The organism is Psychrobacter sp. FME6 (genome assembly GCF_014861365.1).
Classification (GTDB): Bacteria; Pseudomonadota; Gammaproteobacteria; order Pseudomonadales; family Moraxellaceae; genus Psychrobacter.
The window spans coordinates 23,587-38,904 of record NZ_RRYW01000021.1 but is presented as its reverse complement, the minus strand read 5'-3'; the positions used below and the strand labels follow the sequence as shown (position 1 = coordinate 38,904).

Below are 15,318 nucleotides of genomic sequence, written 5' to 3'. Positions count from 1 at the left end.
AAACGGCACAGCAAGTATCAGAGGCAATGATAGGTATCCTAAAGCCAGTGAGGTTGCAGGTTAAGACCATTACCTCTGATAATGGTAAAGAGTTTGCTCAGCATAAGAAGGTGAAACAAAAGCTCTTTAGCGCTTTCTTCTTTGCCGATGCTTATGCGTCATGGCAGCGAGGAACCAACGAGAATACCAACGGCTTAATCAGAGAGTTCTTGCCTAAGGGTTGTGACTTTAGACAAGTCTCTGATAATGAGATACAGGACATTGAGAATAAACTAAACAACAGACCAAGAAAACGCTTAGGGTTTAAAACGCCCAATCAGGTGTTCTATAATATAATTTAGCGTTGCACTTGGTATGTTAATCTAAGAAACCTTAAAGACGCCAAAAGAATGGTTGTTGTTTATATTGCCTACGCCGATTTTGGGCGCACAAATTTGGATGTTTATGTGGGCACCGGTCAATGGCTTGGGTATCGAGGTGACGTTGGGTTACTTTTTATACCCCATGATTATGATTATGGTTGGTCGCTTTTTTTATAATGAAGACATGAGTTTATTGCAGTGGATTGCCACGATATGTGCAGGTTTAGGGATTGCTTATGATGTCTTTCAATATGGGACTATCTCTTGGGCGACGTTGTTTGTCTGTTTGGGTTATCCGCCTTATTACCTATTGCGCCGCAAACTGGCTGTGCCCCCAATCACTGGGTTGGTGTCGGATTTGGTTTTACTAACCCCGGTGGTGGTGATTGCGTTATATATGACTGGTGGTTTTGAGCTAGCAATAGCCACTGATAAGTTTTGGTATCTTTTGCCCTTATTGGGCATTATTAGTGCTGCTGCGATGTCACTCACGATGGTTGCCAGTCAAAAGCTGCCAGTCTCATTGTTTGGGACTTTATGCTACCTTGAGCCGATATTCTTGTTTGTATTTTCCATCACTATCTTGCATCAAAATATCGATGAAGGTGGCTCATTATTTATGTACGGCATGATTTTTGTTGCGCTGATGATTTTTGTTGCTGATAGTGCGCTTGGTTACTTGGCACGTAAACGTGATGACCGCTTGCATGGTTACAATGAGCCACAAGTGGGTAGCTTTCCGCCGCGCCGTCGTCTAAAGAATCGCCGTATCAAAGGCGTGTTAGCCGCGCATCGGTTTCGTAAAATTAAGAAGTATCAGCAAAAAATAGACAAAATGAGCCGAAAGATAGAGGTGTTGCACTCAAAATAATATATTTGACAACAACATATAGTGTGACTTGGCAGACATTTTTTCGCCACTATTCTACATAGCTTCTGTATTAAAGGGTCATTAATTACGCTATTATCAAGGGCTGTGCTGCCATGCTCAATAGAATGCAGTGAAGCATATATATAATATCATTGTTTATTTACACGATAACTAATACCATTCACAAAAATTAGAGTAGCAAGGAAAACGAGTGCAAGTGCTACGCGCTGTAGACTAAACGAGTTTGACACCGCTAATCGTACTTTTTGGGTTTGGTATAACTATAACTGAGACGGTTTATGTTACATCTTCATCATTTAGCAAACTCACGCTCGTTTCGTATTTTGTGGCTGTTAGAAGAGCTAAACGTCGATTATGAATTGACGTGCTACGAGCGCAATAAAGCGTATCGTGCGCCTGAAAGTTTAAAAAAAGTACATCCACTCGGTCATGCACCCATGCTAGAGGTGGACGATCGGGTACTGATAGAGTCAGGATTTATCATTGAGTATTTAATCAAACACTATGATAAACAGCAGCAATTCAAACCTGCTGATGATAATGAAGCGGCGTGGGAAGCCTACACCTTTTGGTTGCACTTCGCCGAAGCATCATTGATGCCGCCACTGGTCATGCGTTTGGTGTTCACAAAAGTCGTTGAGCAATCGCCCATGCTGATCAAGCCGGTGAGTAAAAAAATTCAAAGTCAGGTCGAAAAAAGCATGATTAGCAATAGCTTGGAAGCTATATTAAATATGATGGAGCAGCATCTGCAAGACAATCATTGGTTTGCAGGTAGCGACTTTAGTGCGGCTGATATTCAGATGCACCTCGCCGTCATAGGCGCTAACGCAGGTCCAGGGTTGGATAGCAGTAAATATACCAATATCTTAAATTGGCTCAAACGCTGCGAAGAGCGCGATGCCTTTAAGCGTGCAGAAAAAAAAGGTGGACGCGTAAAATTCTAAATGAGGCGTATTTAACCAACACGCCCTAATCGATTTGATATTAAAATAGAAGGTTTTGTTTATAATTAGACAAAACCTTTTTTAGGATAAAAAATGACAGACCTGAATAAACTAGATAATAGCAGTACCGATGTAGACCCTCAAATTAACGCGGCAGGAACAAATAACCAGCAGGTATCTGTGAAGGCCTGGTCACAAAAACTGCTGGTGGTTATTCTATGTGTAGCCAGCTTTTATGGTGGCTGGAAGTCTTATGAGTCTAATATGGTCAATGAATGTACTGCTAATGGTGGACAAATGGTTGAAGGGCAAAGAACGCTACTATGTCAATTATCATAGCGAGTTTGATCAACAGCAGAGGTAGGCCATGCTAAAGTTAACTTTTTTGGGCACCTCGGCAGGCGTGCCAACCAAACAGCGCAATGTGACGGCGCTGGCGATTGAATGCTTGAATCCTTATTTATCGGGTGCGTCGCAAAAAAGTAAGCAACAGAATAAAAAATCAGATAAAAACTCAAGTAAAAAAACGCGTCCGTGGCTATTGGTTGATTGCGGTGAAGGCACTCAGCAGCAATTATTGTATACCCATCTCTCTCTACACCAATTAACGGCTATCTGCATCACTCATGTCCATGGCGACCATTGTTATGGTTTGCCAGGGTTGCTAGCGAGCGCGGCAATGTCGGGACGCCGCAAGCCGTTGACCCTCATTGCGCCAAAATCGATTGCAACGCTGCTCGATGCTGTGATCTCGACCACCGAGTTGCACTTACCTTTTGCGGTTGATTTCATTGCTATAGAAGATGTGCTATCTGAGAAAAATAATGAAAGCCAGATAAGTCTCTATTTAAGTGACGAACATCAGCTTGATATCGATATCACAGCGTTGTCTCATCGGGTTGCTTCTCATGGTTTTGGCATCACGCAAACTATTAGCCGTCGCACACTTAATACCGATAAATTGGCAGCGGAGGGCGTTCCAGCAAATGTACTGTGGGGCAAGTTACAACAAGGTACAGATGTGGTGACAGAGGATGGTCGTCAGCTGTGCTCGGCAGACTATGTCGATAATGAGGTGCAACGTACAAGGATAGTGGTCGCTGGAGATAATGATACGCCAGAATGCCTAAGTGCTGCGGTAGTTGATGCGGACTTACTGGTGCATGAAGCCACCTATACCCATGACGTTTTACTAAAAATTCAGGCCAAAAACCCAGACTTTGATCCGATGCATAGTAGTGCGCAATTGATTGGCAAGTTTGCCCAAGACAGTGGAATCAAAAACCTCATTTTGACCCATTTTAGCGCCCGCTATCAAGGCTTTGACAACTCAAAAAGCCCCACGCCAAACATGGGTCATCTTCGGTTGGATGCGCAAAGTGCCTACAATGAAAATCTATGGTTGGCAGAAGACTTTGCCCAATATATGGTTAATGGTGCAGTGACAGATAGTGATGGCCAAACGAACAACCGCGTACAGTATTTAGGCTCTGCACGCGGTGATAAAAAGTGATTAAAAATAATTGAAAGTCATGTTGAAGCTTAAGCTCTAAGGTTGACTGTCTTCAGCCGCAAGCTTTGATTGCCCTATCCAGTAGCGGCTAAACTGATAGGCTACCCGTCCAGAACGCCCACCACGCTCCGATGCCCAGCGTAATGCAGCTGCTCTAATATCATCAGGTAGAGGGTCATTGTTTGCCGCAACAAGGTCATGATTGTTAAGATTATTTGTCGCATCTGAGGTTTGTTGTGGCTGAATAGATAAATAGTGGCGCACTATTTGTAAATAAGTGCTTTGGTCCATCGGATGAAACGATAACCATAAACCGAAACGGTCAGATAGTGATACCGTTTCATCAACGGTCTCATAAGGATTGACCTCGTCGGTCTGACCGTTATAAATATTAATATTGTCTTTCATAAACTGTGGCAACAAATGGCGGCGGTTACTGGTGGCATAGACCAATAGTTTATCTTGTTCTGAATCAAGTGAACCATCCAACACACTTTTTAGGGTCCGATAGCTCTCGTCCTGACCATTAAACGCCAAATCATCGCAGTACACTACATAATGGCAGCCACAATCCGCTGGCAGCGCATTAATTGCAGCGCGTATCTTATCAAGCACCCGTAGATCATCACGAGCAATTTCAATAATGCGCAGACCTTCGCTATGATAGGCTTGTAGTAGCGCGCGGATCAGTGATGATTTACCCGCGCCGCGTGTCCCTGTCATTAGTACATGGTTGGCTGGATAGCCTCTTAGAAACTGCCGCGTATTTTGTACCAGTTTTGATTTTTGCGTTTCGATACCGTGCAAGTCCTCTAGACTCAAAAACAGATTGACCGCCAATGGTTGCAGGTGTCCGTTATGACCACCGACCCAGCGATAGGCCAGTTGTGCAGGGTCAATATCAATAGTGGGGGTTACTTGCTCTTGTAAATATTGACTGAGCAAGTCTAATACATGGTCGGGTAGGGCGTAATGATTGGGCTGTGTAGATGATGAATTGGGTAGTTGCGACATAATGACTCTAACCGTTAAAGTGGCGTTTAACACTAAATCCAAAAAGTATGATTAACGTTATTAAATCTGCTAAGCCTAATAGATGTAGTGCTTGCACAGTTTTTTGCGTTATTCTGGTTTTTGGAGATGGTATAAATTGGGCGGTAGCAGTGTCACCGTACCATGAAAAACAGTATCGGGAAAAGTACCATGAAAAATAGTGCCAGTAATCTGTCTAATATACAAGCGTTACAGGCACATGCTCAGCAGCTATTGCCAATCATTACTCAAGCGTTGTCCGCACGATATTATACTGAGCTAGCCCACCAACGCCTTAGCCAGCAAAATAGTGGAAAAAATAGGGAGCAAAATCAGAATGCTAAAAGCTATGATATTAAAAATAATAATTATCAAGGTTTAACACGCGCGCAGCATCCACAGTTTGGTAATGTGATGATTAAATGGCAGTTAAGTGCTTTAAGTAATGTAAGTAAAGGTGGTGCCAGTCAAGACTCAGACAAGTTGGCTGATTTAACCGACGAAGCGGATGTTCTAAAATCTATAAATACTTCATCGAACCATCAAAATAATCTGATCGCACCGCTGCTATTAGATTATGAAAATATCACGCTTCAAATATTAGAGCCGTCTTTGCAGCTGATTATACTTGTCATGCCCTATTATCTTAATGGCAGCTTGGCAAGTCAGTTAAGCGCTCAAAAGCATCTGTTATTAACCGCTCAACAAAAACATCAATTTATCTTGCAAGCTGCTTATCTTATTCGTCGTTTGCATAAGATAGGCTGGTTACATAATGATATTAAGCCCAGTAATATTTTGCTCAAACGGACTTTAACGGATGGCACTAATTATAATAGAATAACGTCTGATTTGTTGTTAACTGATTTTGCTTTAGCGCAACGCTTTGATAGCGCTAGTAATTCAAATCCTGCGGGCACACCAGCATATCTTGCGCCCGAGCGTTGGCAAGGGCAGGGTGCAACGGTATCGAGCGATATTTATGCGTTTGGAATAATGCTGTATGAGATATTAGTGGGCAAGCGACCGTTTAGAGTGAGAGCGCAAAGTAGTCAGCCAATGCTTGATTGGGCGATTCAACATTGCCAACAGCCTGTGCCAAAATTGCCATCAGAATATGATCGCTATCAACACATTATCGATAAGGCATTGGCAAAATGGCTAGAGACGCGCTATCGAAGTATGGAGGAGGTTTTGAGGGATTTAACGTTGTTACAAAGCAGATAAAGCGTATTACTGATAGTCTTGATAGAGTGCTTCCACAGATTTATCATTAACGATGCTTTGACACTGAGCAAATTTCATATTGAAAGTCTCTCTTAATTCATTCATCTGATCTATATTGGTGTTGTCAGTACCAGAGTAATAACTCTTAGCGCTAATAGCATAGCGGCTCATTGTATCTAATGTTTCATCGCAAACCTCAAAAGGTGCGATAGTTGGCAGACGATTAACATTCACATTATCTATGATTCTATAAGTGTTGCTGATAGTGCTTGCTAATAGTTTGGTATCTTGGGTAGCAATCGCGCTTTCTATACCCGCTTTTAGAACGGTTAACTTTTCTAAAAGTATCTCTGCATCGTGGTGAAAGCCACTAAATTTATCCAAGCTCATCATAATCTTGGTATTCGAGTTTGTATCCAAGTCAGCTGAACTATCAGGTTTATATAGGTTGCGAAGACCCAAAAGACTGGCTGTCAATAGCAGCAGTAGACCTACCGTTAACCAAAATCCTTTATTCATCGTTTTAAACCAGTCATTTTTATACCTCTAATAATTGCTATCAGGCCTTTATCCATAATATAGGTCTTAGCTTTCTCTGTTTATTATGGATAAGTGTTTTACATAAACCTTAAACACAAAAAAACCTGCTCAGAGGCAGGTTTTGATATTTGGTCTAAGATGTACTATCCGAAAATGGTGGGGCTGGAGAGACTCGAACTCTCACACCTTGCGGCGCCAGAACCTAAATCTGGTGCGTCTACCAATTCCGCCACAGCCCCATTTTCGTTACTCTATCATTAACAGCAATGAAACTCAAATGCTATCTAGACAGTTAACTGATTCGGTAGTGCGTCTCAGTGGTTGGCTATTATATAGAGTTTGAATGATTTGGCAACCCCTATTTGCAATTAATTTTAATTTTTTAGCGATTATTTTTACTAAGAATTATAAATTATTGATATTAAAAGAATTTGCGTTTGTTCTCTGATGCAGAGATGTCTAAATGATGACACGCCCTAGCCAAAGTGTGTGTGCATATCATTAATATAGGCATCAATATTGACTATGCCTAGGAGAAAGGAATACTCGATATAATATTTAACCATAAATCAACACTATAGGGCGGCAAAACTGGTGATTATCACAAAAAAAACGTACAATGCGCACAGCCAATTTATCTCTAGCAAGGTCAGCCATGCCCAAAACTTCTACCGAGTCCGTTAATCCGACTGTTACTACCTCACAGCCAGTTCCTAACACCCCAAAGGACACTGCTACTATCTTCAATCCTGCCAAGCCGACAGCAACGCCCGCGCAGCGCTCAACAGATAGCAGTGACCCTTACCACCATAAAGCCAATCACAATCAAAACCGTAGTATCGAACAAAGTAGTCAGGTGACTTCAACTACTTCAGCGACTATAAATGCGCCCGTCAACACAGCGCCTAAGATTGGTTTTGTATCGCTTGGTTGCCCAAAAGCATTAGTAGATAGTGAGCGTATTATTACGGAATTGAGCCGTGATGGCTATCAGGTTGCCAGTGATTATGATGGCGCAGACCTAGTCGTGGTTAATACTTGCGGCTTTATTGAGTCAGCAGTACAAGAGTCGCTCGATGCCATCGGTGAGGCCATTAGTAAAAACGGTAAAGTCATCGTAACGGGTTGCTTGGGTAAAGAAGCGGAAAAAATCCGTACCATGCATCCAGCGGTGCTAGCTGTGACTGGTGCTCATGCTTATGATGAAGTGATTACCGCAGTTTCACAGCATGTGCCGCGCCCCAATAAGGCACAGGACAAAGACTATAATCCTAAAATTGATTTGATTAATGAAGCGGGCATTAAATTAACGCCCAGTCATTATGCCTATCTAAAAATATCTGAAGGTTGTAACCATCGCTGTACTTTCTGCATTATTCCAAGCCTACGCGGTGATTTAGTATCGCGTCCGATTGATAGTGTCATGAATGAAGCACTGGCGCTCAAAAAGGCGGGGGTGAAAGAGTTACTTATTATCTCGCAAGACACTTCTGCGTATGGTTTGGATTTAAAGTACAAGACCAGCTTTTGGAATGGTATGCCGCTCAAATCCAAGTTTTATGATATGTGTAAAGCGTTGAATGATTTGGGTATTTGGGTGCGTCTGCATTACGTCTATCCGTATCCGCATGTGGATAAAGTCGTTGAGCTTATGGGCGAGAAGAAGCTGTTACCTTATTTGGATATTCCGTTCCAACATGCCAGTCATCGCATCTTAAAAGCCATGAAACGCCCAGCACATAGCGAGAACACGCTAGCTCGTATCAAGGCGTGGCGTGAGATTTGTCCTGATATCGTCATTCGCTCCACCTTTGTCGTTGGCTTCCCTGGTGAGACCGAAGAAGACTTTCAAGTCTTGCTTGACTGGTTAGTCGAAGCAGGCCTTGACCGCGTTGGTGCCTTTACCTATTCGGAAGTCGAAGGCGCGGTCGCCAATGATTTGCCAAATCCTGTGCCTGAAAATATCAAGCAAGAACGCTACGAGCGTTTTATGAGCGTACAGCAAGAGATTTCTGCGCAAAAACTACAAGAAAAAATTGGCAAAACCTTAATGGTATTGGTCGATGAAATTGATAGTGAGGAAGGCATCGCTATTTGTCGTAGCTACGCTGACGCGCCTGAGATTGATGGTCATGTCTATGTCGATGAGATTGACGGCCACGTCAAAGTAGGGCAATTCTTAACGGTTACTATTGATGATGCTAGCGAATATGACTTATTTGCTAGTTATCAAGGTTAAAAAGCAAACCTATTATCTCAAGTGAAAATTGCCCAACAGCGGGCAGTTTTTGCTACAATTAGCGCAATTTAGCCTTTTTACATGCCTACCACTGAGTATGACGCTGTAGGCGAATCCAAAGGCAAATTCTATTTGTGTTTTATCGATAACTTTAATTATAATTTAATGCTAACAAGGTGACCCCATGTCTGACAAAAACCCAAGTTATTCTCGTATCTTGCTAAAACTCTCTGGCGAAGCCTTAGCGGGTGGCAAAGACATGGGTATTGATACCGAAGTACTCGATAAAATGAGTTTGTCTATTGCTCATTTACGCGGACTTGGTGTACAAGTCGGTATCGTCGTCGGCGGCGGTAACTTATATCGCGGTGCTCAGCTACAAAAAGAAGGCTTGGTTGGTCGCGTCACAGGCGATCAAATGGGTATGCTAGCCACTGTTATGAATGGTCTGGCAATGCGTGACGCCCTTGAGCGTCGCAATATCAAAACCCGTTTGATGTCAGCGTTGCCCATTGGTGAGGTAACTGAAAGCTATAGCAGCCGTAATGCGATTCGTTATCTTAAAAACGGCGAAGTGTGTATCTTTGTCGCTGGTACAGGCAATCCTTTCTTTACCACTGATACGGCTGCTTGCTTACGCGGTATCGAAATCGAAGCGGGCTTAATCTTAAAAGCCACCAAAGTTGATGGTGTCTATGATAAAGACCCAAGCCTACATGCTGATGCGGTCAAATATGATGGTTTGACCTTTGATGAGGTATTAGAGCAGAAGCTCGGGGTCATGGATTTAACCGCTATTGCGCTATGCCGTGAGCACAATGTACCGTTACAAGTTTTTGATATGACCAAGCCTAACGCCTTATTGAATGTGATTATGGGCGAAAATGAAGGCACACGCGTTTATCATTAATTTTTATTGCTACGTCAGCCCTGAATGTGGCTGAATAAACAACCAATAATGAATACCTATATAATTAACAATGAATGATTTGTCGACAGCGATAAATAAGGATACCTAATGATTAAAGAGATTAAGCAAGACGGCGAAGCGCGCATGCAAAAAACCTTAGAAGCGCTTGAGAGTACTTTTAGTAAAGTCCGTACTGGGCGAGCGCATCCAGGTATGTTGTCAGGCGTGATGGTCAGCTACTACGGTTCTGATACCCCACTAAACCAAGTAGCCAGCGTCAACGTTGAAGACTCGCGTACCTTACTTGTGCAGCCGTTTGACCGCACCATGGTACAAGCGATTGATAAAGCGATTCGCGAAGCAGATTTGGGTCTGAACCCAATGTCAGCTGATGTGATTCGTGTGCCGATGCCAGCGTTGACAGAAGAAACCCGAAAAGATATGCAAAAATTGGCACGTGGCGAGGCAGAAAACAGCCGTGTTTCTATTCGTAATATTCGCCGTGATATGATGAACGATATTAAAGACTTGGCAAAAGAAAAAGAAATATCAGAAGATGATGAGCGCCGTGCCAGTGATGATATTCAAAAAATTACCGATAAGTTTATTGAGACCATTGATAGCCGCTTAAGTAAAAAAGAAAGCGATTTAATGGAAGTATAAACATCAGTTTTTTTGTCATTTAGACCGACAAAATATTGGTAATACCGCCAAAACTAAGCAGCCAATGCACCGGCTGCTTAGTTTTGTGTAGATTGCTGTCATAATATGGTCAAGGTCAAATGACTGAATTGTGATAAGTTTATGAATTGTCTGTATTGTCCTTTTTAACCGCTATCGCACGCGTTATTATTATCTCACCTCAACAATAAGCAAGTTCGCCTATGTCCCCGTCAACGTCAACCGCTTCGATTTCTGCTATTCTTCCCCGTCATATTGCTATCATCATGGATGGCAATAATCGCTATGGTAAAGCCAATGAACTGGGTGCTGGTCAAGGGCATGTGGCAGGCAAAGATGCGCTAGACCCGATTGTCGAATACTGTGTTAGGGTCGGAATTGAAGTCTTAACGGTATTTGCCTTTTCTAGTGAAAACTGGCAACGCCCACCAAATGAGGTGGCGTTATTGATGCACCTATTAAGCTTAACCATTCATGAGCAAATGCCTCGTATGCAGAAGCACCGTATTCGTCTGCGTTTCATTGGTGATCGCAGTCAGCTGAGCGATGATTTGCAGGCATTAATGGCAGACGCTGAAGCAAAAACGGCAAATTTTGAAGCCATGACATTGGTCATTGCGATCAGTTATGGCGGCCAATGGGATATCGCCCATGCCGCAAAGCAGCTGGCACAGCAAGTGCAGCTAGGCCAGCTATCAGTGGAAGATATCGATAAACAGAGCCTCAGTAAGTATGTGCAATTGGCGGATGCGCCCGAAGTGGATATGCTAATACGTACAGGTGGCGAATATCGTCTTTCTAACTTTTTATTGTGGCAATCGGCGTATGCCGAGCTATTTTTTACCCAAACACTGTGGCCAAACTTTGCAGCGGATGAGTTAGCAGCGATGGTGGCAGAATTCGCCCGACGACAACGCCGCTTTGGCAAAACCAGCGAACAGGTAGTGACAGAGCAGAAAATGCATTAAGAAACTTGCTGGTGACACAATAAACCGTCTTAATTGGCTATATTGAACGTTCACGAATACGCACTGTTAGTGGGCTATTGTAGATTAACTGCTATAATGCGTTTTTAATCAGGCATTTTTCATTATTAATAAGGCTCAATAAGTATGTGGCAACGAATTAAGACGGCAATTGTTCTCGTTATTATCGTTGGTATTGCAATGTTTGCGAGCCAAACCCCTATTTTATTTGCGCCGCTGTTAGCGGTTGGGGTGATTATCGCTGCTCATGAATGGACCAAGCTGATGCCGAAGTGGCGCCAGCCTGTTTTATTTGTAGTACTGGTCTTGGTGCTGACCTTAGTATCGCTCATATTTAAAGTCACTTGGCTGTTTTGGTGGGTGGCTTCACTGGCTATATGGCTAATGGCCTTGTCTTGGGTCAGAGTTTTCCCCACGCATACTAATTGGTATGGCAAGAAGCTGGCATTGATGGGCGCTGTGATATTAACCGCCTCTATTACCGCTATGTTTTATTTGTGGCAACTGTCAGCATGGTGGTTGCTCTATGTGTTCTTATTAGTCTGGTGCGCGGATAGTGGCGCTTATTTTGTGGGTCGCAAGCTTGGTCGCCGCAAGATGGCACCCAATGTCTCACCTAATAAGAGTATGGAGGGACTGGCGGGTGGGCTCGTCACAGGTTTGCTGGTAGTGATTGCAATCAGTGTCTTTAAATTACAGTTAACTGGCGTGCCACTTATTGCTTTTGTGGCGTTATCCGCAATAACGATTTTAGCATCTGTTCTTGGTGATTTGTTTGAGTCAATGCTTAAACGCCGCGCCGATGTCAAAGATTCAGGAACCATTTTACCGGGTCATGGCGGAGTGCTTGATCGTATCGACTCGCTATTATCTGCCACACCGATATTTGCGCTTGGGTTTTGGGCGATACAGCAGCTAGGTTTGATCGTGGTGTAGTCCGTTCGCTGTAAAGATTTTATAGCGAGGCGGATGGCGGTTTTTCCGCCTCTGTCGATGTAAGCACAGCACGCAAATTTTTTTTCAGTCTTTCATAGAGGCAAAATAGGTAATAGCCTTATTTAGCCTCTACAAGATAAAGCTATAAGGGTAAGATCGCTTATTTTTTTATATAATAGTATTTATAGTAGCAATGGCTTTTATGTTTTTTGCGGCTTACTCTTACTTTTTTCTTTAGTTTTTTATACGAGTGCTGTTTTTTACAGTACCATTCATAGGTAAGGCACCGATGGTTATGACGCAACGTATCGCCGTACTAGGCGCGACAGGTTCGATTGGCGATAGCACGTTAGCAATTCTAGCGGCACAACCACAGCACTACGAAGTTTATGCTTTATCAGGCTACCAGCATTTAGATAAGTTACTGGCGCTTTGCAAACAGTTTTTACCCAAACGCGTCAGTGTACCGACAGCAGCGGTCGATGATTTTGCCCAGCGCCTTGGTGCGGCTGGTCTGGATATCGATGTGGTAGGCGGCGCAGAAGGGTTGGTAGATATTGCCACTGACTCGCAAACTGATACGGTCGTTGCCGCTATTGTGGGCGCGGCAGGGCTGCCTTCTACCTTAGCAGCAGCGCGTGCAGGTAAGCGTATTCTACTGGCCAATAAAGAAGCCCTGGTGATGGCAGGGAAAGTGATGATTAATGCGGTCAAAACGCATCATGCTACCTTGCTACCGCTCGACTCTGAGCACAACGCTATTTTTCAGTGTTTGCCGTTCTCTATTCAACAAGACCACAGTCAAATTCATGAGCTAAGCCATGGCGTACGCAAGCTGTGGTTGACCGCGTCTGGTGGACCATTTTTGCAAAAATCATTTGCACAGATGCAGCAAGCGAGTGTCACTGAAGCGGTCAAACACCCAAACTGGTCGATGGGACAAAAAATATCAGTCGACTCGGCAACGATGATGAATAAAGGGCTTGAGCTGATAGAAGCGTGTCATTTATTTGACTTGCCTGAAAATAAAATAAATGTGGTTATTCATCCGCAAAGTATCATTCACTCAATGGTAGAATATAGCGATGGTAGCTTTTTAGCGCAGCTGGGCAGTCCAGATATGAAAACCCCCATTGCCCATGCGCTCAGCTACCCCAATCGTATCGATAGTGGCTCACAGCCATTAGATTTATTTGCGCTAAGTGCTTTGGAATTTGTTGAACCAGATCTGCAAAAATTTGCCTGCTTAAGCCTTGCTCGGCAAGCGATGCAAGCGGGCACGCAAGCGACGATTGTATTAAATGCAGCCAATGAGATTGCCGTTTCTGCATTTTTAGAAGGTCATATTCGCCTGACTGATATTGCTGATATTAATGAGCAAGCCTTAAATGATATACAGCTACCACCGTTAAGTGACACTGCTGATATAGAAGATATTCTAGCGATTGATAAAATAGCACGCCATCTTACTGACAAGCTTGTAGCAAAATTAGCGTAATAGCTCTTAATAATATTGAGAACCAGTTCATTGATAAAAGCTGTTAAGAAAAATACTGAGAGACAATCATGACATTTTTATTAACGCTGCTTGCGGCAATATTTGTCTTAGGGCCGCTCATTGCTTTGCACGAGTGGGGTCATTACATTGTGGCGCGTCTTTGCGGCGTTAAAGTACTGACGTATTCTATTGGCTTTGGTCCTAAAATGTTTGGTTGGACCAGTAAAAAAAGTGGCATTGACTATCGACTTTCCGCCTTACCACTGGGTGGTTATGTCAAAATGCTCGATGAGCGTGAAGGCGAAGTCGCAAAAGATGAGCAACACTTGGCGTTCAATCGTCAGCATCCGCTCAAGAAAATAGCGATCGTCGCGGCTGGCCCGATCATGAACTTTGTGATTGCGATTGTGCTATTTTGGGTGTTGTTCATGACCCCGTCAGAACAGTTAGCGACCAATATTGGGCAAGTATTGCCTGATACCCCTGCCGCGATGGCACAGTTGCCTGTTGGCGATAAAATTATTGCCATTGATGGTCATGACGTACAGACTTGGGAAGGTATCAACTATCGTCTCGCTGGGCGTATGGGTGAGACAGATAATGTCAGTGTCACGCTGCAGTCAAACGCACAAACCAATAGTTCGACTAAAACCTACCAAGCACCTGTCACAGAGTTTATGCAAGGTACAGCACAAGGTAAAGATGCATTAACCAGTTTTGGCATGATACCGTGGCAGCCGAATATTGAACCGATAATCGGTGATTTAACCCCTGAGGGCGCCGCCAGTCGTCAAGGTTTAAAAGTTGGTGACCGGATTACTGCCATTAATGGCAAAGAAATCAAAGATTGGATTAGTGCCACGCGTATTATCCGCGATAGCCCTGAAACGCTGCTTGATTTTACGGTATTGCGTGATGATAAATCTGTGCAATTACAGATTATGCCGCAAGGTAAAAAAGACAATTTGGGTAACGATTATGGACAAATTGGTGCTATGGTGGCACAGTCTGAAATTGTTATTCCGGATGAATACAAGACGACGGTGGTTTATGGTCCTGGCGAGTCGCTGGTCAAGTCGTTTGAGAAGACCGAACAGTTGGCAGTCATGACCGTCAGCTCGATGGGCAAGATGCTGTCAGGCATGATTGGTTTGGACAATTTGTCCGGCCCGATTACCATTGCTAAAGTTGCTAAGCAAAGTTTTGATATCAGTTGGCAAATGGTGCTATCGACGGCAGCGTTGATTAGTTTGAGCCTTGCTGTACTAAATCTTTTGCCCATTCCGGTATTAGATGGTGGTCATATAGTATATTATCTTATTGAGCTGATTCGCGGTAAGCCACTCTCAGAAGGGGTGCAAATGATTGGGTTAAATATCGGTTTACTCTTGCTGGCAGGTTTCATGGTGTTAGCAATTGGTAATGATATCAGTCGGCTTTTTTGAGTAAATAATAGATAATATGGCCGATAAGGCACGAGATACTAATGGTTTTGCGCCCATCATGCGCTGATCATTACCATGATAGATGGGCTACTTTGTATCATGGCCTCTGT

General features: G+C 43.4%; 15 protein-coding genes and 1 tRNA gene. 13 read left to right on the top strand and 3 right to left on the bottom strand.

What is annotated here, in order from left to right; genetic code table 11:
• The 5 genes from EI162_RS04905 to EI162_RS04885 form a co-directional block, all read left to right on the top strand.
• A partial coding sequence (locus tag EI162_RS04905; RefSeq protein WP_192523308.1) for an IS30 family transposase occupies positions 1-341 on the top strand: 341 nt, incomplete at its 5' end.
• A 55-nt stretch (positions 342-396) separates the two neighbouring features.
• The gene (locus tag EI162_RS04900; RefSeq protein WP_225736905.1) at positions 397-1,233 is read left to right on the top strand and encodes an EamA family transporter RarD; all 837 of its coding nucleotides are present in this window, start codon (positions 397-399) and stop codon (positions 1,231-1,233) included.
• A 299-nt stretch (positions 1,234-1,532) separates the two neighbouring features.
• Positions 1,533-2,201 (top strand): glutathione S-transferase, encoded by a 669-nt coding sequence (locus EI162_RS04895; protein WP_192523307.1) that lies wholly within the window; start codon positions 1,533-1,535, stop codon positions 2,199-2,201.
• Positions 2,202-2,294: 93 nt separating this feature from the next.
• Positions 2,295-2,540: a hypothetical protein gene (locus EI162_RS04890; RefSeq protein ID WP_192523306.1), complete on the top strand. Its 246-nt coding sequence runs from the start codon at positions 2,295-2,297 to the stop codon at positions 2,538-2,540.
• Between the two features lie 28 nt (positions 2,541-2,568).
• Positions 2,569-3,714 carry a ribonuclease Z gene (locus tag EI162_RS04885; RefSeq protein ID WP_192523305.1) on the top strand — a complete coding sequence of 382 codons (1,146 nt, stop codon included), beginning with the start codon at positions 2,569-2,571 and terminating at the stop codon, positions 3,712-3,714.
• Positions 3,715-3,750: 36 nt separating this feature from the next.
• On the opposite strand, the gene EI162_RS04880 is transcribed toward EI162_RS04885, so the two are convergent.
• Positions 3,751-4,728, bottom strand: coding sequence for an ATP-binding protein (locus tag EI162_RS04880; RefSeq protein WP_192523304.1), 978 nt, complete (start codon positions 4,726-4,728; stop codon positions 3,751-3,753).
• Positions 4,729-4,917: 189 nt separating this feature from the next.
• Here EI162_RS04880 and EI162_RS04875 point away from each other — a divergent pair, with 189 nt between their 5' ends.
• Entirely contained in the window at positions 4,918-5,973 is a 1,056-nt protein-coding gene (locus EI162_RS04875) for a serine/threonine-protein kinase (RefSeq protein ID WP_192523303.1), read from the top strand.
• A 6-nt stretch (positions 5,974-5,979) separates the two neighbouring features.
• Here EI162_RS04875 and EI162_RS04870 read toward each other — a convergent pair whose 3' ends face one another.
• A complete protein-coding gene (locus EI162_RS04870; RefSeq protein ID WP_192523302.1) occupies positions 5,980-6,492 on the bottom strand; it encodes a hypothetical protein in 513 nt (170 codons plus the stop codon).
• Positions 6,493-6,667: 175 nt separating this feature from the next.
• Positions 6,668-6,752, bottom strand: a tRNA-Leu gene (locus tag EI162_RS04865).
• 416 nt (positions 6,753-7,168) lie between these two features.
• Here EI162_RS04865 and rimO point away from each other — a divergent pair.
• The 7 genes from rimO to rseP all read left to right on the top strand — a co-directional run bounded on the left by rimO (position 7,169) and on the right by rseP (position 15,208).
• Positions 7,169-8,752 carry a 30S ribosomal protein S12 methylthiotransferase RimO gene (gene rimO, locus EI162_RS04860; RefSeq protein ID WP_192523301.1) on the top strand — a complete coding sequence of 528 codons (1,584 nt, stop codon included), beginning with the start codon at positions 7,169-7,171 and terminating at the stop codon, positions 8,750-8,752.
• A 184-nt stretch (positions 8,753-8,936) separates the two neighbouring features.
• Entirely contained in the window at positions 8,937-9,662 is a 726-nt protein-coding gene (gene pyrH / locus EI162_RS04855; RefSeq protein WP_192523300.1) for a UMP kinase, read from the top strand.
• Positions 9,663-9,770: 108 nt separating this feature from the next.
• Positions 9,771-10,325, top strand: coding sequence for a ribosome recycling factor (gene frr, locus EI162_RS04850; RefSeq protein WP_192523299.1), 555 nt, complete (start codon positions 9,771-9,773; stop codon positions 10,323-10,325).
• Between the two features lie 221 nt (positions 10,326-10,546).
• On the top strand, positions 10,547-11,311 hold the full coding sequence (uppS, locus tag EI162_RS04845; RefSeq protein ID WP_192523298.1) for a polyprenyl diphosphate synthase: 765 nt from the start codon (positions 10,547-10,549) through the stop codon (positions 11,309-11,311).
• A 144-nt stretch (positions 11,312-11,455) separates the two neighbouring features.
• Complete coding sequence (locus tag EI162_RS04840; RefSeq protein ID WP_192523297.1) at positions 11,456-12,265, top strand: phosphatidate cytidylyltransferase; 810 nt, start codon at positions 11,456-11,458, stop codon at positions 12,263-12,265.
• 289 nt (positions 12,266-12,554) lie between these two features.
• Positions 12,555-13,763, top strand: coding sequence for a 1-deoxy-D-xylulose-5-phosphate reductoisomerase (ispC, locus tag EI162_RS04835; RefSeq protein ID WP_192523296.1), 1,209 nt, complete (start codon positions 12,555-12,557; stop codon positions 13,761-13,763).
• A 68-nt stretch (positions 13,764-13,831) separates the two neighbouring features.
• Positions 13,832-15,208, top strand: a complete 1,377-nt coding sequence (gene rseP, locus EI162_RS04830) for an RIP metalloprotease RseP (RefSeq protein WP_192523295.1) — start codon at positions 13,832-13,834, stop codon at positions 15,206-15,208.
• Positions 15,209-15,318 lie beyond the last annotated feature (110 nt).